At 63.2% G+C, this 23584-nt stretch carries 24 protein-coding genes and 1 tRNA gene; 14 read left to right on the top strand and 11 right to left on the bottom strand.

Annotation, left to right across the window (positions count from 1 at the left end):
• The first annotated feature begins 3 nt into the window (after positions 1 to 3).
• The 5 genes from ACXYMR_RS12320 to ACXYMR_RS12340 all read left to right on the top strand — a co-directional run bounded on the left by ACXYMR_RS12320 (position 4) and on the right by ACXYMR_RS12340 (position 7062).
• The gene (locus tag ACXYMR_RS12320) at positions 4 to 2742 is read left to right on the top strand and encodes a DUF4159 domain-containing protein (RefSeq protein WP_458943174.1); all 2739 of its coding nucleotides are present in this window, start codon (positions 4 to 6) and stop codon (positions 2740 to 2742) included.
• Positions 2739 to 4799, top strand: coding sequence for a hypothetical protein (locus tag ACXYMR_RS12325; protein WP_458943175.1), 2061 nt, complete (start codon positions 2739 to 2741; stop codon positions 4797 to 4799). The genes ACXYMR_RS12320 and ACXYMR_RS12325 overlap by 4 nt, the downstream gene beginning before the upstream one ends.
• Positions 4800 to 4862: 63 nt before the next feature.
• Entirely contained in the window at positions 4863 to 6263 is a 1401-nt protein-coding gene (locus tag ACXYMR_RS12330) for a mechanosensitive ion channel family protein (protein WP_458943176.1), read from the top strand.
• A 21-nt stretch (positions 6264 to 6284) separates the two neighbouring features.
• A complete protein-coding gene (locus ACXYMR_RS12335; protein WP_458943177.1) occupies positions 6285 to 6473 on the top strand; it encodes an NF038104 family lipoprotein in 189 nt (62 codons plus the stop codon).
• 88 nt (positions 6474 to 6561) lie between these two features.
• Positions 6562 to 7062, top strand: a complete 501-nt coding sequence (locus ACXYMR_RS12340) for a hypothetical protein (RefSeq protein WP_458943178.1) — start codon at positions 6562 to 6564, stop codon at positions 7060 to 7062.
• Positions 7063 to 7083: 21 nt separating this feature from the next.
• Here ACXYMR_RS12340 and queE read toward each other — a convergent pair whose 3' ends face one another.
• Together queE and queC are read right to left on the bottom strand one after the other, a co-directional pair.
• A complete protein-coding gene (gene queE / locus ACXYMR_RS12345) occupies positions 7084 to 7713 on the bottom strand; it encodes a 7-carboxy-7-deazaguanine synthase (RefSeq protein ID WP_458943179.1) in 630 nt (209 codons plus the stop codon).
• Positions 7710 to 8429 carry a 7-cyano-7-deazaguanine synthase QueC gene (queC, locus tag ACXYMR_RS12350; protein ID WP_458943180.1) on the bottom strand — a complete coding sequence of 240 codons (720 nt, stop codon included), beginning with the start codon at positions 8427 to 8429 and terminating at the stop codon, positions 7710 to 7712. Before queC ends, queE begins: the two co-directional genes overlap by 4 nt.
• Before the next feature lie 35 nt (positions 8430 to 8464).
• Between queC and cutA the strand changes: the two genes are divergently transcribed.
• Positions 8465 to 8797, top strand: coding sequence for a divalent-cation tolerance protein CutA (cutA, locus tag ACXYMR_RS12355; protein WP_458943182.1), 333 nt, complete (start codon positions 8465 to 8467; stop codon positions 8795 to 8797).
• On the opposite strand, the gene ACXYMR_RS12360 is transcribed toward cutA, so the two are convergent.
• The 4 genes from ACXYMR_RS12360 to ACXYMR_RS12375 all read right to left on the bottom strand — a co-directional run bounded on the left by ACXYMR_RS12360 (position 8794) and on the right by ACXYMR_RS12375 (position 11898).
• The gene (locus ACXYMR_RS12360) at positions 8794 to 9060 is read right to left on the bottom strand and encodes a hypothetical protein (RefSeq protein ID WP_458943184.1); all 267 of its coding nucleotides are present in this window, start codon (positions 9058 to 9060) and stop codon (positions 8794 to 8796) included. The two genes, cutA and ACXYMR_RS12360, sit on opposite strands and share 4 nt — an antisense overlap.
• Before the next feature lie 143 nt (positions 9061 to 9203).
• Positions 9204 to 9280 (bottom strand) — tRNA-Met (locus ACXYMR_RS12365).
• Positions 9281 to 9371: 91 nt separating this feature from the next.
• The gene (locus tag ACXYMR_RS12370) at positions 9372 to 11429 is read right to left on the bottom strand and encodes a methyl-accepting chemotaxis protein (protein ID WP_458943185.1); all 2058 of its coding nucleotides are present in this window, start codon (positions 11427 to 11429) and stop codon (positions 9372 to 9374) included.
• Positions 11430 to 11559: 130 nt separating this feature from the next.
• Complete coding sequence (locus tag ACXYMR_RS12375) at positions 11560 to 11898, bottom strand: energy transducer TonB (protein WP_458943186.1); 339 nt, start codon at positions 11896 to 11898, stop codon at positions 11560 to 11562.
• A gap of 320 nt (positions 11899 to 12218) precedes the next feature.
• Here ACXYMR_RS12375 and ACXYMR_RS12380 point away from each other — a divergent pair, with 320 nt between their 5' ends.
• A complete protein-coding gene (locus ACXYMR_RS12380) occupies positions 12219 to 13283 on the top strand; it encodes an Ldh family oxidoreductase (RefSeq protein WP_458943187.1) in 1065 nt (354 codons plus the stop codon).
• Between the two features lie 6 nt (positions 13284 to 13289).
• Here ACXYMR_RS12380 and ACXYMR_RS12385 read toward each other — a convergent pair whose 3' ends face one another.
• From ACXYMR_RS12385 to ACXYMR_RS12395, 3 genes are all read right to left on the bottom strand, one after another.
• Entirely contained in the window at positions 13290 to 13769 is a 480-nt protein-coding gene (locus tag ACXYMR_RS12385) for an acyl-CoA thioesterase (RefSeq protein ID WP_458943188.1), read from the bottom strand.
• 3 nt (positions 13770 to 13772) lie between these two features.
• Positions 13773 to 15200, bottom strand: a complete 1428-nt coding sequence (gene lpdA / locus ACXYMR_RS12390) for a dihydrolipoyl dehydrogenase (RefSeq protein WP_458943189.1) — start codon at positions 15198 to 15200, stop codon at positions 13773 to 13775.
• 161 nt (positions 15201 to 15361) lie between these two features.
• The gene (locus tag ACXYMR_RS12395; RefSeq protein WP_458943190.1) at positions 15362 to 15571 is read right to left on the bottom strand and encodes a hypothetical protein; all 210 of its coding nucleotides are present in this window, start codon (positions 15569 to 15571) and stop codon (positions 15362 to 15364) included.
• Positions 15572 to 15725: 154 nt separating this feature from the next.
• Here ACXYMR_RS12395 and ACXYMR_RS12400 point away from each other — a divergent pair, with 154 nt between their 5' ends.
• Positions 15726 to 16916 carry an LL-diaminopimelate aminotransferase gene (locus tag ACXYMR_RS12400; protein WP_458943191.1) on the top strand — a complete coding sequence of 397 codons (1191 nt, stop codon included), beginning with the start codon at positions 15726 to 15728 and terminating at the stop codon, positions 16914 to 16916.
• A gap of 12 nt (positions 16917 to 16928) precedes the next feature.
• Here the strand turns inward: ACXYMR_RS12400 and ACXYMR_RS12405 are convergent, their stop codons facing one another.
• On the bottom strand, positions 16929 to 17510 hold the full coding sequence (locus ACXYMR_RS12405; protein ID WP_458943192.1) for a YkvA family protein: 582 nt from the start codon (positions 17508 to 17510) through the stop codon (positions 16929 to 16931).
• 101 nt (positions 17511 to 17611) lie between these two features.
• Positions 17612 to 18592: an alpha/beta fold hydrolase gene (locus tag ACXYMR_RS12410; protein WP_458943193.1), complete on the bottom strand. Its 981-nt coding sequence runs from the start codon at positions 18590 to 18592 to the stop codon at positions 17612 to 17614.
• 82 nt (positions 18593 to 18674) lie between these two features.
• Here ACXYMR_RS12410 and ACXYMR_RS12415 point away from each other — a divergent pair, with 82 nt between their 5' ends.
• The 6 genes from ACXYMR_RS12415 to ACXYMR_RS12440 all read left to right on the top strand — a co-directional run bounded on the left by ACXYMR_RS12415 (position 18675) and on the right by ACXYMR_RS12440 (position 23573).
• Entirely contained in the window at positions 18675 to 18893 is a 219-nt protein-coding gene (locus ACXYMR_RS12415; RefSeq protein WP_458943194.1) for a flagellar hook protein FlgE, read from the top strand.
• Between the two features lie 146 nt (positions 18894 to 19039).
• Positions 19040 to 19699, top strand: a complete 660-nt coding sequence (locus tag ACXYMR_RS12420) for a DsbA family oxidoreductase (protein ID WP_458943195.1) — start codon at positions 19040 to 19042, stop codon at positions 19697 to 19699.
• Between the two features lie 27 nt (positions 19700 to 19726).
• A complete protein-coding gene (locus ACXYMR_RS12425; RefSeq protein ID WP_458943196.1) occupies positions 19727 to 20119 on the top strand; it encodes an MAPEG family protein in 393 nt (130 codons plus the stop codon).
• A gap of 39 nt (positions 20120 to 20158) precedes the next feature.
• On the top strand, positions 20159 to 21520 hold the full coding sequence (locus tag ACXYMR_RS12430; protein WP_458943197.1) for a TldD/PmbA family protein: 1362 nt from the start codon (positions 20159 to 20161) through the stop codon (positions 21518 to 21520).
• A 30-nt stretch (positions 21521 to 21550) separates the two neighbouring features.
• Positions 21551 to 21799: a DUF4170 domain-containing protein gene (locus ACXYMR_RS12435; RefSeq protein WP_458943198.1), complete on the top strand. Its 249-nt coding sequence runs from the start codon at positions 21551 to 21553 to the stop codon at positions 21797 to 21799.
• Between the two features lie 115 nt (positions 21800 to 21914).
• Complete coding sequence (locus ACXYMR_RS12440; protein ID WP_458943199.1) at positions 21915 to 23573, top strand: ABC transporter ATP-binding protein; 1659 nt, start codon at positions 21915 to 21917, stop codon at positions 23571 to 23573.
• Positions 23574 to 23584: the final 11 nt, after the last annotated feature.

Raw genomic sequence — 23584 nt, forward strand, 5'->3', positions numbered from 1 at the left:
TCGATGTTCGCGCTCGGCCCCCTCTCCCTCACCGCCCCGCTGGCGCTGCTCGGCCTGCTGGCCCTGCCTGTGCTGTGGTTGCTCCTGCGCGCGACCCCGCCCGCGCCGCGCCAGGTCGTATTCCCGCCGCTGCGGCTGCTCCTCGGCGCGCCGGATGACGCCGAGACACCCCAAAAGGCACCCTGGTGGCTGCTGCTCTTCCGTTTGCTCATCGCCACCCTGGTCATTCTCGCCCTGGCCCGCCCGGTCTGGACCCCGACCGCGAGCGAACAGGAAACCCGCCCGGCCCTCCTGGTTATCGACAATGGTTGGGCCTCGGCCCCGTTCTGGGCCGATATCGAGCGTGAGGCCGGACGCCTGATCGACGCCGCCGACCGCGACGGCCGCCCTGTCGGCATCATGGCCACGGCTCCCACGGGCCTCGCCGAGCCCGTCGTCCGACTGAGCACTGCCGATGATGCCCGCCGCCGCCTCAATTCGATCGAGCCGCAAGCCTGGCCGACCCGTCGTGCATCCGCTGCGACCCGTCTAGAAGAGGCCCGGGCATCCGGACAACTCGCTTCTCCGCTCGCCATAACCTGGCTCAGTGACGGACTGGACGCGCCCGGCACGCGGGACCTTGCCTCTGCGCTCGCAGAGCTAGGACCGGTCAACGTGGTGGAACCGGATGCAGGACGGCTGCCAGCGGCCCTCCTGCCACCATCCATCGAGGCGGATGGACTCGCCGTCCGCGCCGTGCGCGTTCCTTCGGACCTGCCACGCGAGATAGAACTCACGGCAATCGGCAATGACGGACGCGCCATCGCGCGCGACAGCTTCAGCTTTGCCGCGGGCGCGGATGAGGCAGCCGTTACCCTGTCGCTGCCGCTCGACCTTCGCAACCGCATCACTCGTCTGCGCCTTGAAGGCCTTTCATCGGCGGGCGCCGTGCGCCTGCTCGGCGACCAGTGGCGACGTCCCCGCGTGGGCGTCATCCAGCGCCCCTCCGAGGGTGGTCAGGTGCTGCTCTCCGATACGCACTACCTGACCAGCGCCCTGCAACCCTATGCCCAGATGGTCGAGGGCAGTCTCGACACCCTGCTGGAGGATGACATTGCGGTGCTCGTGATGACTGACGAGACCCGCGCCGACGACGACCGCGTGGCAGACTTCGTGGCCGCGGGCGGTGTCTTGATCCGGTTTGCCGGCCCCCGGCTCGCGGCTCGCGGCGACTCGCTACTCCCGGTCGCCCTGCGCGAAGGCGGCCGGTTGTTTGGCGGCGCCCTGAACTGGGACGAGCCACAATCGATCGCCGATTTCCCGGACAACTCGCCCTTTGCCGGCCTGCCGACAGACCGTAGCGCGACCATCCAGCGCCAGGTCCTCGCCCAGCCGGGCTCGGCGACACCGGATCGCGTATGGGCTCGCCTCCAAGACGGCACCCCCCTGGTCACGGCCGAGCGCCGCGCCCGCGGCTGGATCGTCCTGTTCCATGTCACCGCCAGCCCCGACTGGTCCGACCTGCCCCTCACCGGCCTGTTCCCGCGCATGATGCAACGCCTCATGGGCCTCGCCCAGGGTGGCCCGGCAGCGGCACCGAGCGGCGGAGCATGGGTGCTGGACCAAGCGCTTGGCGCCGATGGGCGGCTCGGCGAAACCCCCGCACCATCACGTCCGGTTGCCGCCGAGGCTTTCGAGACGGCGCGCCCCCAGCCTGACTCGCCTCCTGGCCTGTACCGCCTGGGTTCGGCCAGCGCCGCACTGAACATTATGCAGCCATCTGACCGCCTCGCCGCCCTGCCACGTGACTTGCCGGGCGCCCGCTATGCAGGTTGGGATGGCGCGCGTCCCGTGCCCCTGGACGCCATCCTGCTGGCCCTCGCCCTTGGCCTGCTGACTGTCGACGTGCTGCTGGGACTGATACTCGCGGGCCGACTGCCGGTCGTGCTGCCGCGCGGTACCGCCTTGGCACTCCTGTTTGCAATGATGGCGCTGCCAATCATCCCGCCTGCCGAAGCCCAGCCCTCCCCGCCGCCCGACGGCCCGGTCGGACAACGCACGCTCGACGCCGCGCTGAATTTGCGCTTCGCCTATGTGACAACGGGAAATGCCGGCATCGATGGTCGCAGCGAAGCGGGCCTGGCCGGGCTGAGCCGAGAAATCACTCGACGCAGCGCCATTGAACCCCAACCGCCCATGGCCGTGAACGTGGAAGAAGACGAGCTGATTTTCTATCCGCTGATCTACTGGCCGGTGCAACGCGACGCCCGCCCCTTGTCCGCGGAAGCCGCCGCACGTGTACGCGCCTATCTGCAAACGGGCGGGCTGATCCTGCTCGACACCCAGGATGCCGATGTGGCCATGCTGCGAGCGGGCACGCCGCATCCCGGCCTCGTGACTATCCTCGAAAGCATCGATGTTCCGCCACTGGCCCAGATCCCGTCTGACCACGTCCTGACCCGCGCCTTCTACCTGCTTCAGGAATTTCCGGGCAGATTCACCGGCAGCCCGGTCTGGGTCGAAGCCAATCCGTCCGGGGCCTCTCGCGACGGCACATCCGGCGTGATCATCGGGGCCCATGACTGGGCATCCGCGTGGGCCGAGGGAGCCAATGGCGGCCCGGTGGTGGCTCTCGCCGGCGGTCCGCGCCAGCGCGAAATGTCGCTGCGCTTCGGCGTCAACATCGCCATGTATGCCCTGACCGGCAACTACAAGGCTGACCAGGTCCATGTTCCCGACATTCTCGAGAGGCTGGGCCAATGACCGCGACCGTAACAGCCCTCGACTTCGCTCCGCTTCTGCCTTGGGCCTGGCTGGCCTCGCTGGGCGGGGTCGCCGTGACCGCGACAGCGTTTGCGGCCTGGCGCCGCATGGGCGGCTGGATCTGGCGGCTCATGGCCATTGCCGGCATCCTTCTCGTCCTCGCAAACCCCTCACTCGTGGAAGAGGAACGCGACCCGCTAGCCGACATCGCCATCCTGATGACCGACCGTTCGGCGAGCATGGAGATTGGCGGACGCAGCGAGGCTGCTGACGCAGTCGCGGCCGAATTGCGCGCGCTCGCCGACACCGACCCGACCCTTGAACTCGTCGAGGTCCAAAGTGCCCCGAGGGGCGACGGAACAATGCTGTTTGACAGTGTTACCGCGGCTCTCGCGAGTGCCCCTCCGGACCGCCTTGCCGGCGTCATTCTGGCCACGGACGGCCAAGTGCATGACGCACCGGAAAACTCCGACCGCCTCAACCTCGACGCCCCCTTGCACCATGTCTTGATCGGCGACCCGGAGGCCGGCGACCGGCGTCTGGTCATTGAGGAAGCCCCGCGCTACGGCATCGTCGGCCAGACCGCTCAGTTCGTCATCCGGGTCGAAGATCCTGCCATGCAGGGCACAGCCGCGGTCAGTTTCCGCTTCGAAGGAGGCGATCCGCAAACCTACCCGATCCAGATCGGTCGCTCGACCCGGATCGAGGTACCGGTGGAAATCCGCGGCCAGAACGTGATCGAGGCCGAGGTTGAACCGGGGCCCGAAGAGCTCTCCCTCGTCAACAATCGTGCCGCCGTGTCGGTGAATGGTGTGCGGGACCGTCTGCGCGTGCTGCTGGTAACCGGCGAGCCGCACAACGGTGCCCGTGCCTGGCGCGACCTGCTCAAATCCGACCCGTCAGTCGACCTGGTCCACTTCACCATCCTGCGTCCGCCGGACCGCCGCGACGCCACGCCAGTCGACGAACTCGCCCTGATCGGATTTCCGGTGCAAGAATTGTTTGTCGAACGGCTCGATGAATTCGACCTGGTGATCTTCGACCGCTATCGGCGGCGCGGCATCATGCCGCCGCTCTACTTCGACTACATTGCCCGCTACGTAGAGAATGGCGGCGCGCTCCTGGTCACCGCCGGGCCGCCCTTCGCCGGCGCGCCCAGTCTCTACCGCACCCCTCTGGCGGCCGTCCTACCCGTGCGCCCCACTGGCTACATCACCGACGGGCCGTTCCGCCCGCAGACCACGTCGACAGGCCTGCGCCACCCGGTCACTGCCGGTCTGAACGGTGATGCCGACGCTCCGGAATGGGGCCGCTGGCTGCGCCACATCCATGGCGACGCCTTCAACGGCGAGACCCTGCTTGAAACGCCGGACGGACAGCCGCTCCTGGTTGTGCAGCGAGCCGGCCTCGGGCGGACGGCGATCGTCATGAGCGACCAGACCTGGCTGTGGGCGCGCGGCTTCGAAGGTGGCGGGCCCTATGCCGAAATGTTCCGGCGGGTCGCCCACTGGCTGATGAGAGAACCCCAGCTCGACGAAGAACGCCTCACGGCCTTTGCCACCGACGGCGACCTCTCAGTCGCCCGTACCACTCTGGCAGATCAGCCCCCGCCGCTCGAAGTCACCTGGCCGGACGGTTCCAGTGAAACCGTTAGCATGCAAGCGGGCGAACCCGGGCATTTCGCGGCCCAATTGCCGGCCCGCGGCACGGGCCTGGTGCGCGTCCGATCGGGAGACCTGACCACGGTGGCAGCCCTTGGTCCGATCAACCCACAGGAGTTTGCCGACCTGCGCCCGACGCCTGACAGGCTCGCCCCGTTGGTCGATGCCTTCGGCGGCGGTCTGGCCATGGTCGGCGAAGGCAATGAGCTGAGCGTGCCGACCTTCCGCCGCACCCGGGCTGGTGCGGACCAATCGGGTCGCAACTGGATCGGGCTGCAGCGCAATGAACGCTTCGTGGTTCGCAGCGCAACACGGATGCCCCTGATGCCGGCTCTTCCGGTGCTCCTGGCCCTGCTTGTCGCCCTTGGCCTGTCATGGTGGCGGGAAGGCCATTAGGCCAGCGAGGATTTACCCAGCGTCAGAAGCGTTTAAGCTCTACCGACCTGGCAGGGAGACGGCATGACCACCCCCGATCTCGACATTGACGAGTTGCTCAACGAAGCCGCGATCCAATCCAGGGCCGAGGCCGTTCTCGCCTGGCTGCGCGCGGAAACCGTGAGCGCCGACTTCTGGGTCCAGATTACTGCCATCGCCATTGCCCTGGTCGTGGCCTTTGCAACCAAGAAGCAAGTCACCGACGGCTTTGCGCACGTCTTCAACCTGGGACCGCTCCAACGGTTCAAGGCCGCGGCGATCCGCTTCATAGCTCCCATCGCCGGACCACTGTCTGGCTGGATACTGCTCTCGGCGGTCCTGTACGCGCTGGAAGCCACCGAGATGGAGACCTTCCTCGTCCGCACGGCATCCAGCCTGTTCGCCCTTTGGGTGGTGATCCGGCTGGTTTCGGCGCTGATCAATGACCCGTTCTGGGCCCGCACGGCAGCCACACTGGCCTGGATCATTGCAGCGCTGAACATTCTGGGATGGCTTGATCCCGCGTCGCAGTTTCTCGACGGCTTTGGCTTCACGATCGGCGAAACAGATGACGGTGGAGAGCGGCGAGTATCGGTGCTGACAATCCTGCGCGCCGCAATCGTGGTGGCGATATTCTACTGGGTCGCGGCCTTCATCTCGCGCGTCTTGAGCACGCGCGTCCAACGCCTGCCAAGCCTCAATCCATCGGCCCAGATCCTGATTACCAAGGCCATCCAGGTGGCTCTGATGGCTGCCGCCGGCCTGCTGGCCCTGACCGCCGTCGGCATCGACCTGTCGGCCCTCGCCATTTTCGGTGGTGCGATAGGCCTGGGCATCGGCTTCGGACTGCAGAAGATTTTCTCGAATCTGGTCTCTGGCGTCATCCTGCTGCTCGACCGGTCGATCAAGCCTGGCGACGTCATTTCGGTGGATGAGACCTTTGGGCGGGTATCGACCCTGGGCATGCGGTTTGCCTCGGTAAAAACCCGGGACGGGCACGAACACCTCATTCCGAACGAGTATTTCATCACGGAAAAGGTGATCAACTGGTCGTTCTCGGAACCTACCGTGCGCGTCAAGCGCACAATCGGCATCTCCTACGGCAGCGACGTCAACAAGGCGCGCGAACTGGCAATCGAGGCCGCCGAAGGTGTTGCCCGAGTAGTCTCGACACCCAAGCCCATCTGCCATCTCATGGAGTTCGGCGACAATAGCGTGAACCTAGAATTGAGGTTCTGGATCCGGGACCCGGAAGCCGGCGTCAACAATGTCACCAGCGAAGTCCTGCTGGCCGTCTGGGACAGCTATCACGAGCACGGCATCGAATTCCCCTTTCCGCAACGCGACGTCCACCTTGTGGGGGGGGAGCCGCTCAGGGTCCAGATACTGCCCGCCGACGCTCCGTCTTCATCAAGCGGAAAGCATGATCAACGAGAACAGGACTGAAGCCTTCCCACGGAGACCATCATGCGCCGCCTTTTCACCCTCCTGACCCTCGCCCTGATCGCTCCTGCGCTGAATGGATGCCTTGCCATCGGCGCTGCCGCACTGGCGACCGACGTTGCGGTAGGTACCGTCGGGGCGGCTGTCGACGTGACCGGCGCCGTTGTGGGCGCGGCCATTCCTGGCGGCGATGATGACGACGACAAGGACTAGCGCCCCGACCTAACGTGCAATTCATTTCGGGGTCCCCTGCCGCTCTGGTAAGCTGCGCGCAGCAGATTTCGCCTTAATGGAGGATTGTATGCTGCGCACATTCACAGCTCTGACGCTGGCTCCGCTGGCCGTCGGAGGGGCTCTGGCTGCCCAACCGGTAGCGATCGAGCCGATAACTCTAGGGCCGGAGCTTCTGGCCAAGGCCGACGAGTACGGCCAACGCGAGCTGGATACGCTCGCCCGCATGACCCACCGGGCACTGGAAAGCGAACTGGCAGAGTATTCGATGCCGGGCTATCGGCTTCAGGTCACCCTTCTCGACGCTGATCCGAACCACCCCACGATGGCCCAGCTGGCCGCCGAACCCAGCCTGTCTCTGCAGAGCTTCTCGATTGGCGGGGCTGAGCTGGAAGGCACACTCTACGCCGCTGACGGCAGCGTGGTAGGCACCTATCATTATGAGTGGGAAACACCGTCGATCGAACAGGCGGCCGGTTCAAGCCGCTGGGGCGATGCCCGCCGTGCCATCTGGGCTTTTGCCGATGACATCGGTGACAGTCTGGAACAGCCGCGCCGCCCGGGCATGTAGCTGAGCTGAGGTCAGCCGACTTCAAGGCGCCCCGATCCACTTGTGGGTCTGTAGACTGAGCGACCATTGTGGATGCGCCAGGCAGTAATCGAATGCTGCCTGGGCATTCTCCATCATGGCCGGACCGTCCATTGGCTGTAGTGAGAACCGTCGGAAGTCCCAATCGAGAAAATCCGCCGGATCGAGTTCGGGTTGGGGGAAAACCAGCTTGAGCTCGTGACCGCTTTTCAGGATTACTTCCGACGCGCCTTTCGGGCTGACTGTGATCCAGTCCAGCCCCTTGGGAGCCGGCAGGGTACCGTTTGTCTCCACAGCCACTTCAAACCCGCGCGCATGAAAGGCGTCGACCAGCGGCTCGTCGAGCTGCAGGAAGGGCTCTCCTCCGGTGCATACAACGAGCGGACTTCCGCCGCCCGGCCACAACTCTGCCACCGCATCGGCGAGCGCCTCGGCGGTCTTGAACCGCCCCCCGCCCGGACCGTCCAGACCGACGAAATCCGTATCGCAGAAATTGCACACGGCCGCTGCCCGATCCTGCTCCCGTCCACTCCACAGGTTGCAGCCGGCGAAACGGAGAAACACAGCGGGCCGTCCGGCCTGCCCGCCCTCGCCCTGCACCGTCAGGAAACGCTCCTTGACCGAGTAACTCATGAAGACGCTCCGGCTTGCCAGTTTGCCCATCCGCGCGCACGAAGCTCGCACGCCGGACAGGTGCCGCATCCATGCCCCCAGGCATGTCGGTCCCCGCGAACGCCCAAATAGCAGGTGTGCGACAGGTCCAGGATCAGATCGACCAGAGAATGCCCGCCCAGCTCATGCGCCAGCGCCCAGGTAGCGGCCTTGTCGAGGTGCATGAGGGGTGTTGCGATTTCGACCGGGGTATCCAGGCCGAGCGAGAGCGTGGTCTGCATGGCGTCCATCGTCGCCCTGCGACAGTCGGGATAGCCCGAGTAATCGGTTTCGCACATGCCACCCACAAGGACGGAATGACCACGCCGGTAGGCCAGCGCCGAGGCGATGGTCAGGAAGACAAGGTTGCGGCCGGGGACAAAGGTCGACGGCAGGCCGCTTGCCTCCATTTCAATGGCCCGTTCAGAAGTGAGTGCGCTTTCGGCTACAGCCCCATATCCGGACAGGTCGATCACCCGGTCTTCGCCTAACCGCTCCGCCCAGTCCGGAAACGCCTGCTTGATCGCGTCACGCACTTCAACACGCGCCTGGAGTTCGACATCATGGCGCTGACCGTAAGCAAAGCCGACGGTTTCGACCCAGTCATAGCGATTCAACGCCCAAGCGAGACAGGTGGCCGAATCCTGGCCACCGGAGTAGAGAACCAGGGCCGATTGTGAGTTTGGAGTCTGCGTCATGCGGCGCTTATATAATGATCAGGAGAGCCTTGACCATGACCTCCCATCGCCTGCTTTACAGCACGTGGCCGGATGAAGCCGCGGCTCATGCTGCCGCTCATACCCTCGTGGAGAGGCGCCTGTGTGCCTGCGTCAACATCATGAAAGGGGTAACGAGCGTCTATCGCTGGCAGGATGGCGTGCAACAAGCGCAGGAATGCGTTGCCATATTCAAGACCACAACCGACCAAGCTCGTAGCCTGCGCGACGAGATCGTGCGCCTGCACCCCTATGACGAGCCGGCGGTGGTCGCTCTGCCGGTCGAGGCTGAAGCCAGTGCGGCCAGCTTCCTCGCCTGGATCAGCCAAGCCACCGAGGCCGTACGCTAATTCTCCGGGTCGCCCCCGGGCACCTGTCGGCGATACATCTCGTGTGCAGCTTCGTCGAAACCGCGCCGCCGACCGATGATCAGCACGGTGGCGAGGATCGCACCGAGGATCACGCTGAACACGATACCCAGTATCAGGGCGAACCAGCCATGGCCGGACATTGCGACATCCGGCAGGCGTGCCAGACCCGCGACGACAAACGCGATGCACGCCAGCGCGACGGCACTGGCGAAGACGATCAAACCGACATTGGCGCGTGACATGACATTCCTCGCAACTGCTGCCAGTTAAGCATCCAGAAAGGCCGCCTGCACGGCGTTTCATCGGCCTTGGCGGTTATGTCGCACCGATGCTTCGGGCTCTACAAAGTTCCAGAAATGAAAACCCGCTTGCCGCAGGGCATGTGTGGTGGCGAGGGAGAGACTTGAACTCTCGACCTCACGATTATGAGTCGTGCGCTCTAACCAGCTGAGCTACCTCGCCACATCCTCCCTCGGGAAGAGGGACGGCATATACGCGCACCGCCCGCAGCTGGCAAGCCACGGGCGGTGTCGATTTTCAGTTTGTCTGCAGCTTACGCGGCACGCACTTCCTGAAGGAATTGCTCGACCGCGGTCTTGAGGGAATCCGACTGGCGGGACACTGCCAGCGAGGCCTCGAGAACCTGGCCAGCGCTTTCGCCGGTTTCCGACGTTGCCTGATCGACTTCCTGGATGTTGGAGAACACGTCGCGTGTTCCGTCGGCAGCTTCCTGAGCCGAGCGCGTGATCTCGCCGGCAGCAGCTCGCTGCTCTTCCATCGCCGCAGCGATGGCGGTGGCGATTTCGCTCATCTCGTGGATCGTGCCGCCGATCGAGGACATCGCCTCGACCGCCTTGGCCGTAGCACCCTGGATCCCCGAAATGTGCTCGGAGATATTCTGTGTCGCTGCGCCGGTCTGGCTGGCCAGAGCCTTGACCTCGGACGCCACGACCGCGAAGCCCTTGCCGGCTTCACCGGCCCGGGCCGCCTCGATGGTGGCGTTCAGGGCCAGCAGATTGGTCTGCTCGGCGATGTCGTTGATGAGCGCGACGATATTGTCGATCGACTTGGCTGCGTCATCGAGACGCTGGACATCGCCATTGGTCTGCTCGACCTGATCGACGGCGCTGCCGGCAATCTCGGTGGAACGGGCGATCTGCTGGCTGATTTCACCGATCGATGAAACCATTTCCTCGGCCGCCGCGGCCACGGTCTGGACGTTTTGCGACGCACCTTCGGATGCCTGTGCCACGGCAGCGGACTTGCCGGTGGTCGAAGCTGCGGTTGAGCTCATGGCACGAGCTGCGGATTCCATCCGGCTGGCGGCTTCGCCGACCTGGCCGAGTGCATCGGACGACGCCTGCTCGAACGCCTGGATCAGGCTCTCGACGGCTGCCGACCGCTTTTCCTTCATGCGACGCTCGGCTTCGGTTTCCTCTTCGAGTCGGGCACGCTCAATGGCGTTGGCGCGGAATACATCCACAGACCGGGCCATATCGCCGATCTCGTCACGGCCCGGCGTGAAGCCGAGATTGACGTCGTTGTTGCCCTCAGCCAGCGCACTCATGGTGCGGGCCATCGCGCTCAGACGCTTGAGGAGGATGTTGTTGACGTAGAACCAGGCAATGGCAGCAGCAATCGCCAGGCCGATGACGGCAATCGCCATCAGCAGGATGCGGCCAGTGACCACAGCCGTGTTCGCGGCATTCGTGGCGTCGTTTACACGGGTCGCCACAGCCTGCTTGAAACCGTCGACCTGGGCGAGCAGCTCGTCCGCCGACAGACGGGCTTCCTCGGCAACCGCTTCGGCGGCAGCCACAGCGGCCAGCTCGTCCTTGCGGAGATCAAAGATACCGTTCTCGCCATCACCAAAATTGATCAACGTATCCGCTTGTCCGCGCATCACGTCAGACACGAGCGGTCCGAGAATGGCCAGGTTGACATCGATTTCGCCAACCGCCTCGTCCCATCGGTCGAGCAGGGCGTCAACTTCCGGATTGGAAGCGGCGATGTCGACCTCATTGTACTGGATCATCATCTGGTTGGCCGCCAGGAGAGCGCGCAACAGGCTTTCAATATCGGCTTCAGTGGACACGTCCAGCGCGCTTTCGACGCTTGCAGCGAGCGCGGTGCGGGCCTCGCGCGCCTCGCTGGTAGCGAACCACCGGCGGTCGCGGATCTGCAGGCGTTGTTCGACCAGCTCGTTCATGCTTTCGACGAGCTCGTTGATGTCAGCAACCGCGGCGGCCAGGCTCTCCGTGCCGGCGGCACCGGAGATGCTCTGCAACTGCACCAGTTGAGCTTCGAGCGAGTCGCGGTAGCCGACCACCCGGTTATAGTTCTCCAGCCGGTCTTCAACTGTCGGCGACAGAGCGAAGGCAGCGAGCGCCTCGCTGACCCCGACACTGTGTTCGCTTAGTGCGTCAACGACCTGCGTTTCGGGAATTGCCCGGTCAGCGATCTGACCTACGGCATTATTGGCAGAATTGAAGCCGGTAACACCGACAATGGCGGCAATCAGGGTCATGGCCGAAGTGAGGCCGAAAGCTGCCAGCAGGCGGACCCGTATGCTGGTCGTTTTGTCGAATAACTTCGCGAGCACGGAATTCATTGCAAGGCCCCTTAGGGTTAATGGCCAGGATCAAAAAACTACGGCGACGCTACCGCGCCGCCGTAAATGAATTCTTATTGTCAATCACACGTTTCAGTTCTTTTGCTGAATGGTGTGAAATCTCCGGGCGTTAACCACCCAGATTAAAGTCAAAGCGCTGGGTCATACCTTCCGTAGCCGCCGCTGCCGGCGCGTAGGCCCAACCTTCGATGGCCCGTGTAACGGCCCGATCAAACACGCCTTCCGGTTCGGCCTCGACGACGGTGACATCGGCAACGCTGCCATCCGGCGCCACTGTATACTGCACCACCGCATAGCCTTCGATGCCACGACGCTCGGCGCCTCGCGGATATTCCGGAGCGGCCACTTCGGTGCGCTCCCGGTCCTGAGCCATGGCCGGCGCCACGGCGAACGTCATGGCCGTCATTGCAGCCGCCACAATCATGCTTCCGGTTGTTTTCATCGACATACCCTTCATCCCTAAACTGGTCGGCGCGGCCCGGGTTTTTCCGTCTTCTCGCGCCTGGTGATTTCAAACGGGCCCTGTCCGACCCGACGAGAGGGATAATGTCCGATAGCAGTTGCCAAACGCTTAAGTGCGAATCGATTTTTGAACCGAATCCCGATTTTTTTTGGCCATTAAAATCAGTGGCTTGACGAGCTTCGAGCTGAACAAATGGTTACCTGTGCCAAAACGCGACACTTTCGGTCAGGATTCATCGTTAAAAATCGGTGTACGGAATATGAAAATATCAATGTTTCGAGAAACCAGTCGCGAAAGCCGGACGAATGCCGACAAGCAAGAGACTCGCCGAGGCTGATCTCATCAGCTTCTCCCGCGCCATTCTTAGCGCTGCTGGCGCAAGGGAAGCAGATGCAGAGGCAGTTGCGCATCACTTGGTAACTGCGGATTTGGCCGGCCACGAAAGCCACGGCACGGCCCTTCTTCCAACCTACGCCCGACACGCCAGAGAAGGACTGGTCGCGCTCGACAGCGAGAACGAGACCTTGCAGGAGACGGCGGCCCTGCTCCAAGTGGATGCCCGGGGCGGCTGGGGCGTCTCCGCCGCCAATTGCCTGATCGATGCTGCGGCGACCAAAGCCAAAACCAACGGTTTGGTCGCCGCGACTTTGGCCAAGGCCCATCATCTCGGTCGCATTGGAGCCTATGGCGAACGCGTGGCGGCACTCGGCCTCGTCGGCATCTTCTTCGTCAACGTGACCGATCACGATCCCCTTGTGGCCCCGTACCGGGGTACCGATGCCCGTTTTGGTACCAATCCGATCTGCATCGCCTTCCCACCCCAGGGCCAACACCCGGCGTTCGTGCTCGACATCGCGACCAGCCGCATTGCCCTCGGAAAAGTTCGACTCGCGGCTGCCCGCGGCAACCAGTTGCCGGCCGATTGCCTGCTGGACAATCGCGGCATGCCGACGACAGACCCCGCCGGGATGGCAGGCTTCGAGCTGCGAGGCGCCCTCACCCCGTTCGGCTATCACAAAGGGTACGGCCTCGCTTTTGCCGCGGAGTTCCTCGCCGGAGTTCTCTCCCGCTCGGGAACGATTCAACCCGAAAATCAACGGCGCGGCGGCATTCAGAACGGCTTGTTCAGTGTCCTGATGGACCCGGCTGCCTTTGGAGACCCGACATGGATCGAGGACGAAATCAGCGCGATGGCCGATTATGCCCTTTCCAGCCCCCCCATGGAGTGGGACACACCGGTCTTGTACCCGGGTGCCCCGGAACGCGCCTTCACCGGCAAGCGCAGGCGGGAAGGCATCCCTATGGAAGACGTAGTGCTGGAACAGCTCAATGCCCTGGCCGATGAACTTGGCATCCAGGCCAGGCTCTGAAAGGCATCAGAGCGGCAAGCCAAAGGCGCGCATCACCTCGGGGCCGATCCGCTTGGGCCGCCGCGACTTCATGTCGAGACGGCACCACTCGGTCACCGACCGGGCTGAAAACCGGCGCGAACCAGGCTTGCGAATATCTACATGCCGGTCGAATCGGGGCCCTCTCACCTCGCCCAGCCAAGTCCGAAGTTCGGCCTTTTCACCAGGCAGGATCGGGTCGCGATACTCAATCGTGTGCTTCAGCGCGACCCAGATATCATTGTCGACCATGTCCGCCGGCGCAATCTGCCGCCAGTGGGTCACGGCCATGGCCTGGACCCAACGCAAATAGACGACATTGTTCACATGCCCGAGCTCGTCGATGTCTCCCGGACTGGCAACGAGCGTTCTGAAAAAGGCAGTGTCGAAGTCCACACAACCCAGCCCCTCTCCTTCCCGAGCCTGCTCGGGCGCGAGGAGGCCTGACAGTGAAGTGCTGTTCTGCATCGATTATCTTGGCGCTGATATGTGGATCGGGTGCCCCAGGGCAGTCAGGGCAGATTCTGCGAAGCCTTCCGTCAGCGTGGGGTGTACATGGATGGTCCCCGCGATGTCTTCGAGGCGCGCGCCCATCTCGACCGCCAGGGCAAATTCACCAGACAGTTCGGAGACATGCTTGCCGACCGCATGGATGCCGAGAATCACATGGTCTGACTTGCGTGCCGTCACGCGTACAAACCCGCCATCGGTTCCCGCTTCCATCGACAGGTAGCGCCCCGAAGCCGCGAGCGGGAACTTGCCGGTGATGATGTCCTCGCCAGCCTGCTTGGCTTCATCCGGCGTCACGCCGACGCCAACCACTTCCGGCTCGGTAAAGCAAACGGCAGCGACCGCCACAGGGTCGAATACGCGGCGATGCCCGGCAATCAGCTCGGCAACCATTTCGCCCTGCGCGGTCGCCTTGTGGGCCAAGAGCGGCTCACCGACCACGTCGCCGATGGCGTAGACATTGCGCATGCCCGTGCGGCACTTGTCATCGACCTTGATGAAGCGGCCATTGTCGAGCTCAAGCCCCATATTCTCAAGGCCCCAGCCCTCAAGGCAGGCCTTTCGACCAACTGCCACCAGAATGCGATCGGCGGCGATAGACTGTGTCTTGCCCTGCTTGTCTTCATACTCGAGGACCGCCTGACCGTCCTTTTCGACCATTCCTTTGGCCTTGCAGGACAGATTGACGTCGACCTTATGCTTCTTGAGCCACATGGTGATCGGGCGCGTGATCTCCTTGTCGTAAAGCGGCAAAATCCGGTCGAGCGCCTCGATGAAGGTCACCTCGGTGCCCAGCTTGCGGAAGGCTATCCCCAACTCAAGCCCGATATAGCCCGCCCCGACAACCACCAAACGGTCTGGCCGCTCGGTCAGGTCGAGCGCCTGCGTTGAGCCGATTACGCGGTCACCGAACGGAAGGAATGGCAGTTCCACTTCAATGGAGCCGGTGGCGAGGATGACATGCTCAGCGTGGATCTCCACCGGTTCCCCGTCATCACCGCTGACGACACAAGTCTTCGCGTCCTTGAACTCCGCCCAGCCGGCGATGTGCTCGACGCCTGCGGCCTTGAGAAGCTGCCCGACGCCGCCGGTCAGCTTGGACACGATACCGTCTTTCCAGCCGACCAGCTTGCCCATATCGAGCCGCGGCGCTTCGGCCAGGGAAATCCCCAGCGCATCGCTCTCCGCATGCGCGACCATGTCTTCATACTTGCTGGCAGCATGGATCATCGCCTTGGACGGGATGCAGCCCCGGTTCAGACAGGTGCCACCGAGACCGTGCTTGTCGACGATGATTGTGTCGAGGCCCAACTGACCGGCCCGAATTGCGGCTGGGTATCCACCGGGACCGCCTCCGACAACAAGCACCTGGCAAGACCGTGACTGCATGGCTGGCTCCATCGACTAGGGGCGCCTGTACATCGGCGCGTCGTTCGCAGGCTTTAGACGCTTGGACAAAGAAGGAAAAGGGGAGGACTGAAAGCGGTCGCAAGAAAACGGCCGCCGAGCCTTCCGCCCGACGGCCGCCAAATTCTGTATCACGTCGCAATTCAGTCGCGGTGAACCTCGTTGATCGTCACTTCAGACTTCCCGCTCTTGCTCTTCTTGGCAAGACCAGCCCCGCTGGCAACTGAGATCCCCAGAATGATGAGAATGGCGACGCCGATCCACACCGGAGGCACGCCGAGCATCATCATGGCATAGCCGACGCCGACGATGACCAGGATCGTACCCAGCAAGAAAATGATGAAGGACTGCATGGCATGACCTCTTGGATAGATGTGCCGAGATAACGACTACGTGCCCATTTCGTTCCCGGCGGAAGCGGGCCCGCGCGGCACCGAACGAGGCGCTTGCGGGATCCAGACGATAGGGCTTCAATGAAAGAATCTGCCGTCACCAGCGAGTTCAGGCATGGAATTCCACCGCATCAAACGTCTTCCGCCTTATGTTTTCGAAGAAATCAATCACCTGAAAGCATCGGCTCGATCAGACGGTATCGACGTGATCGACTTCGGAATGGGAAATCCCGACCTTCCGACTCCCGCCCATATCACTGACAAGCTTCGTGAAATCGCAACACGCCCCCGCACAAACCGATACTCCGCCTCGCGTGGCATCCCGGCCCTGCGGCGGGCCCAGGCGCGCTATTATGAACGTCGCTTCGGAGTTCAGCTGGACCCGGACCGGGAAGTGGTGGCTACGCTTGGCTCGAAAGAAGGATTTGCAAACCTCGCCCAGGCGATTACGGCCCCGGGCGATGTCGTGTTGTCACCTTGCCCATCCTATCCGATCCATACATTCGGATTTCTGATAGCCGGCGGAACCATCCGACACGTACATGCTCCGACACCGGAGGAATACCTGCGTGGCCTGCATCATGCTGTTCGGCATACGGTGCCCAAACCGATTGCAGTCGTGGTCTGTTTCCCGGCCAATCCCACGGCCCAGACCGCCAGCCTCGATTTCTATCGGGACATCGTGTCGTTTGCGACGCAACACGACCTCCTCATTCTGTCCGATCTCGCATACGCGGAAATCTACTTCAACGACGAGCCCTCGCCTTCGGTCTTGCAGATCGACGGAGCGCGCGAACGCACGATCGAGTTCACCTCGATGTCCAAGACCTATTCCATGGCCGGATTCAGGGTTGGATTCGCGGTCGGAGCGGAGCGCCTCGTTGGCGCCCTCGCACGAGTCAAGTCCTATCTGGACTATGGTGCCTACACACCGGTCCAGGTCGCAGCTTGTGCCGCTCTGGACGGCCCGCAAGACTGTGTCGAGGAAGCGCGGAGGATCTATCAGCACCGGCGCGATGTTCTGGTAGAGAGTTTCGGTCGGGCAGGTTGGACTATCCCGCAACCCGACGCTTCCATGTTTGCGTGGGCACCCCTGCCACCCGGCTGGGAGGCCTCCGGTTCAATGGAGTTCGCCGGAGCGCTCGTTCGACATACCGGAGTGGCGGTTGCGCCGGGCATCGGCTTCGGGGAGCACGGCGAGGGCTATGTCAGATTGGCCCTGGTGGAAAACGAGCAGCGTATCCGGCAAGCCGCAAAGGCGGTCGGCAGGTTCCTGAAGACCCACCAACCGCCTGCGACGACTTGAGGCAGAGCTGCGTCAGAAGTAGTGCCGGATGACGGTTGAATGCGCCCAAACACCGCCGGCACGGGCCCGCGCCCGACGCCGCCGCATGCGCGCCTGCATCACGTTCCGGGCCGCTTCAAGGTCAGCGACAACGGGCTCCGGCGTTGCAAGCTGGACCTCATCGCGATGAGCGACGAACTCGCCATACGCTTCCAGTTCAGGAGCCAGCGCTGCAGAGACAATCTCGATCATGATCGCATCATCGAGATAACCGATGCCCGGAGTGTGATCGGGGATAAGGTCTTCCGGTTCGGCAAAATAGGCCAACATATCCAGGACCCGGTCGCGATCCTCGCCCTCCAACCGCCAGTCTGCATCATCCAGCATGGCGATCAGAGGCCCCAAGGCGCGGATTCGAGACCGCACGAACTCGGGCGGATTGGCGGCCAAAGCCTTGTTCATCATGTCCGCGACACCGGCCAGGATGCGCGCATCATCAACCCCGTCCGCATCACGCCGGGCACCGTCGAGACGCGCCTGGAAGAAAGCGAGATCAGCCTCGGACAATTCAAACGCCACGTTGAGGGTCGGGCTGGGACTGGAACTGGTAGACATGATGGTCAGGCACCTTTAGGCCGTTGAAACAGGCCCTAACCGTGCAGGTCTTCCATTCGGCGTGCTAGCGGGACCCGACCCGGTCGGGTCCCCGGGGACACTCACCCGTCCCGTGCCCTCTCCGCATCGACCAGGAAAGCCGCGTAATCAGCGGCACTGCGGGCAGGAATTTCTTCCATCGGCACATGCCCAACCCCCTCGTAAAGCACCGGGCGGGCATGGGGCATCACTTCGAGAAACCGGGCCATCTGGCCGACAGGCACGATTGTGTCCTGGTCGCCCCACATCACCATGACCGGCATGTCCAGCGTGTGCGCCTGGTAGTAAGGCTCAAGCGGATACTCCAGGTCCTGCCGCATCAATGTCGCGCTGCGAGTGCCCGGATAGCGAAGCAGGTCCTGGTAGCGACGAACCATGTCGTCGGTCACCAGCGTCTTGTCGACGAAAGCCGAGCTGACTGCGCCTTCTATGAGACTTGCCGGCAGGAGGTTCTGCAGCAGCGGCGCCAGCAGCGGGTTGTCTGCCAGGGCATAGACCAAGGGAGAGCCATCCTCGTCATCATCCTGTGGCCAGGGTGCCCCGGCCGCATTGAGCAAGCCAAGGCTGGCAACACGATCAGGATGCTCGACTGCATAGTACAGCGCGATGGCACCACCGCGCGAATTGCCGGCGATGTGGATCCGGTCGAGCGCCAAATGAGCGCGCACCTCTTCAACGACGCCGGCTGCCCGGCCAATCGAGTAATCGGCGTCGGCGGTGGGCCCGGTCAGCCCGTGAGCCGGCATGTCTATCGAGATCAACCGCCAATCGGACTGCAGCAACTCCACCCAGGGCTCCCAGGTGTGCAGCGACGCATTGGAACCGTGAACCAGCACGACAGGCGGGCAGTCTGCGCAGCCCTCGTCGCGCAGGTGCACTTCTATTCCCGAAGGCAGCTCGACAAAGCGCGAGGCTGCATTGCTGTAGCGCTCCACCAGGACATTCCGCTCAATATCTGGCGCCCAGGCCCAGACCACCACGCCGGTCAGGGCCACCACACCGAGGGCCAGTACAACGGCTGCTGCACGCAACACAGATCGCATTTTCCACTTCCCCCTTACCGGCCCTTAACCGCAACGCCTAAATCGGCTGTTGCAAGTCTTCTTAGCGGCATACTCTAGGCCCATGAATATTGCATTCAATACCGCTGTTTCCGGAATGCTGTCGGCCCAATCCCAGATGGCCACCGCAGCCCGCGATACTGTCAGCGCCTCAGCCCGCGGTGAGGGGATCATCCAGGCTGCGGTGGCCGTCAGCAAGGCCGAGACCGCCCACGCGGCGTCGGCCATGGTAGCCCGGACGGCCGCCGAGCTGACCGATACCCTGCTGGACATCACTGTCTGAGCGGGGGGCACTCCGGCCTTGGGTGGGCCGGTGGGCGTCATCCTTCTGCCAGATGTCCCCACACTCACGCCGCTGGCGGAGGGATGACGTACCCCAACACGCCCTCGGCACTCGCCATCGCGAGCAAAACCGCCTAACTGAGAGGCATGACCCACTCCGTTTCCGTTGACCTCATCGCCGATTTCGTCTGCCCGTGGTGCTGGCTTGGAAAGCGCCACTGGGACCAGGCGCTCCAGTCTGCACCGCGAGCCAAGATCGAGACCCTGTGGCGCCCATTCCAGCTGGATCCGACATTGCCGCGCGAAGGCGTTCCGTATCAGGCGTACATGGAAAAGAAGTTCGCCGGCGAGGATGCCGGGCGTTGGCGGCAGATGCGCGACCATCTCGAACAGGCAGGCCCGACCATCGGCATCACCTTCAATTTCGACAAGCTCGAAATCCGACCAAACACGCTGAACGCCCACCGGGTCATGCGCTGGGCGCGTGGCCAGGGGCAAGCCGACGATCTGGCTGAGTACCTTTTCAAGGCGTTCTTCGAGGACGGACTCGACATCGGCGATACTGAAACTCTGACCTCCCTGGCCGGCCAGGCCGGGCTTGACCCGGATACTGTGCGGGACCTGCTGTCCACGGATCGGGACGAAAAGCCGGTGTGGGAAGAAGAGCTGTTCTACCGGAAACTCGGCGTATCCGGCGTGCCGACTTACATTTTCAATGGCCGTTTCGCCGTGTCAGGCGCCCAGGACACATCCGTTCTGGTGGATGCCATTCGCCAAGCAGCGAAAGAACCGGCCGAAGCCGACTGATCAGAACACATTCACCAGGGGGACCACATGACCGCACTTCAAGCCGTGGCGCTGTACGCCGCACTCAACCTGCTACTGTTCATTTTCCTCGGCATCAATGTCATCCGGCACCGCCGCAGGGCCGGCTTGCCGCTTGGCCATGGCACCGACGGTCAGCTGGAAATGGCCTGTCGTGCCCACGGCAACGCCGCCGAGAATATGGCCATGGCGCTGATCGGCATCACGATTCTGGGCTTCATGGGGGCTTCAGTCTGGCTCATTCACGGCCTCGGGCTGACGCTGGTTATCGGCCGCACGCTGCATGCCTGGGGCCTGCTGACGCGGGCGGGCACAAGTCCCGGCCGGTTTTTCGGTATGGGTCTGACCTTCCTGTGCCTGCTCGGCTGCGCTGTGGCCCTGCTGTGGATGGCCCTGACCTGACCATTGCCCGGCCTGCCTGACGGACGCTATAGCCGTGTCATGACCCAATCGATCGACGCCCCCTCGCCCGGCCGGCTGCAAGATATCGCAGCCGATCTGATTGAACGCGCCCGCAAGGCCGGTGCCGATGCCGCCGAGGCTTCGGTCGCCGAATCCCGACAGACTGAACTTTCAGTCCGTGACCAACGACTGGAAGACATCGAGCGGTCGGAAAGCTTGGATGCGGGCGTGCGCGTATTTGTCGGCAAGCGCGCCGCCGGTGTGGCCTTCTCCGACCTGTCTGAGGCAGGACGGCAGTTCACCATCGAACGCGCCGTGACGATGGCCAAGGCGGCACCGGAAGACCCTTATGCCGGATTGGCCGACCCAGAACGCCTGGCGACGTCGCCGCCCGAAATCTCCCAGTTCGAGGCCAGCGAATGGTCACCGGAAGACCTGGAGGCGCGTGCCATCGCCGTCGAGACGGCTGCGCGGTCCGTGGAGGGCGTCAGCAAGACCGACACGGCGTTTGCGTCCTTCGGCCAGGGGGCAGCCGCCTACGCGACCACAACCGGATTTAATTCGGGATGGCGCAAGAGCCAGTTCGCATACGGCGCCAGCGTCATCGCTGAGAGCAATGGTGCCATGGAACGCGACTATAGCTCGACCAGCGCCCGTCGCCTTGCCGACCTGCGCAGCTGCGAGGACATCGGCCGCGAAGCAGGCGAACGGACAGCCCGCCGTGTCGGGCCGCGGAAAATGCAAAGCGGCAGCTACCCGGTCCTGTTTGATCGCCGCGTGGCCACCACTTTTCTTGGCGCCCTTTGCGGTGCAATCAGCGGGCCTGCCGTGGCGCGAGGCGTATCTTTCCTGCGCGACCGACTGGGAACGCAAGTCTTTTCGGTCGGGATCGATATCATCGATGACCCGCACCGAGACTGGGGCCACGCGTCCTGCCCATTCGATGGCGAAGGAACGGTGAACGCTCCAATAAACCTCATCGACGACGGGCGCCTGACCACCTGGTTGCTAAACAGTGCCTCGGCGCGCCAGCTAAACCTGGCTCCAACCGGGCATGCCCGCCGCAATATGGGTGGTGCACCAGGAGCCGGTCCGACCAATGTCCATCTCGCGGCCGGAACCAGTTCGCCCGAAGACCTGATGGCTCAGGCCGGAGACGGTCTGCTGGTCACGGAAATGTTTGGCCCGTCCCTGAACGCCAATACAGGCGACTGGTCGGTTGGCGTGTCCGGATACCGGATCAGTGCCGGCAAGATCGACCACCCGGTCAGCGAAGTGACGGTCGCCGGCAATCTGGTCGACATATTCGCTCGCCTGGTCCCCGCCAACGACCTGAAATTCCGCAGCGCCGTGAACAGCCCGAGCGTCTTGGTAGACGCCATGTCCGTCGGCGGTCTCTAGTCTGTCCTGTCCCAAAGCCCGGAGCACACAATGAGCGAACCAAACGTCAATGCCCAACTCCTGCACCTTGTTTTCGGCGGCGAGCTGTCCAAGGTGGATCCGCACAATTTCGAGTTCAAGGACCTCGACCAGATCGACTTCGTCGGAGCCTTCGGCAGCTATGCCGAAGCCCGCGCGGCCTGGAAAGGCGCAGCACAGCGGACCGTTGACAATGCCCACATGCGTTATTTCATCATTCACGCACATCGCCTGATGGACCCGGCGCAGGACAAGAAATAGGGCGCCAACGCTGACGCAGCCCTCCCCCTCCTCCAGCCCATCGACCTGGTCGCTGGGCAAGCGGCTCTGGCGCGACTGGGTGTCCCGCCGGCCCAGCCTCGTGGTGTCGGCTATCGTGCTGTCTGCGATTACCGCGGGCGCGGCTGCCTCCTATGCCGGCCTGGTGCGCTGGACATTCGAAAAGCTGGAAGCCCAGGACCCCAGCTTCTTTCCGCTGGTGCCGCTGGTTGCCATCGGCCTCAGCCTGGTGAGAAGCGTCAGCCTGTATTTGCAGACGTTGCAGACCAACCGCATGGCCCTCCATGTCATGGAGGACCTCCAGAACGCCATGTTTGCCAAGCTGGTCCGGTCGGATTTCGCGCGCCTGCAGGGCGAACCGGTCGGCAGCCTGGTATCCCGCTTCACCAATGACATTACCCTGCTGCGCGAAACCCTGGTGCGTCTCGCCAACAATCTGGTGCGCGACGTCTTCCAGATCATCGCTGTGATCGCCTGGATGCTGTGGATCGACTGGGCACTGACTCTACTCATTCTGGTTGTTTACCCCATAGCTGCCTGGCCGGTCGTCAAGATCGGTCAGCGTTTGCGCAAGACATCCTCCCTGGCTCAGAGCCAGATGGGGACGGTGACGAGCCAGCTGGAGGAGAGCTTCTCGGGCACCCGGATGGTCAAAACCTACAGCCTCGAAGAATACGAGCTCGACCGGGCCAAGCGGTCCTTCCGAGACCGCCTCAAATTCCTGTTTCGCATCACCGAAAACAAGGCACGCGTAGATCCCATTCTGGAAATTGTTGGTGGCCTCGCCTTTGCCGGCCTGGTCGCGTTTGCCGGCCTGAGATTGATCAGCGGCGAAACCACCATCGGCAGTATTCTCGGAATTCTGACAGCCATCGCCATCTTGTCCCCGCCGGTGAGGGCGATCGGAACGCTGAACGCGGTGGTTCAGGAAGGTTTCGCGGTTCTGGAAAGGGTATTCGGCGTCCTCGACGAGCCCGAAGAAGTTACCGCTCCGCTGCGGGCGCCGACACTGGAAGTCACGCACGGCGGCGTGATTTTCGACAATGTCAGCTTCGCCTATCCTGACGGCACGCCCGCACTTAAAGCGTTGTCGCTTGATGTCGAAGCCGGCAAAACTGTGGCCCTGGTCGGCGCGTCAGGCTCTGGCAAGTCGACCATCATCAATCTCCTTCCGCGCCTGTATGATCCCCAATCCGGGGCAATCCTCATAGACGGGACGGATATCCGCTCGGTCTCGATCGCGTCGCTGCGACAGGCCATGGCTCTGGTCAGTCAGGACGCGACCCTGTTCGATGACAGCGTGCGGGCAAATATTGGCTTCGGGGACCTCGAAGCCGACAACGACGCTATAATCGAGGCAGCCAAGGCCGCCGACGCGCATGACTTCATCATGGCGCTCCCGGACGGTTACGACAGTCCGGTCGGGGCGCGCGGGAGCAATCTGTCCGGCGGCCAGAGACAGCGCCTGACCATTGCACGTGCCATCCTGAAGAACGCACCCATTCTTCTCCTCGACGAAGCCACAAGCGCGCTCGACACGCAGTCAGAACAACGTGTGCAGGCCGCCCTCGACCGCTTGACCAAGGATCGAACCACGCTGGTTATCGCCCATCGGCTTTCGACCGTTCGGCAAGCGGACCTGATCTGCGTGCTGGAGGACGGCGAAATCCGGGAACAGGGCCGTCACGACGAACTGCTCATGAAGGGCGGGCTGTATGCCGACCTGTGCCGAGTACAGTTTGGGGATAGCGACTGAGCCATCGCTCC

The sequence above is a fragment of the Maricaulis sp. CAU 1757 genome (genome assembly GCF_054482675.1).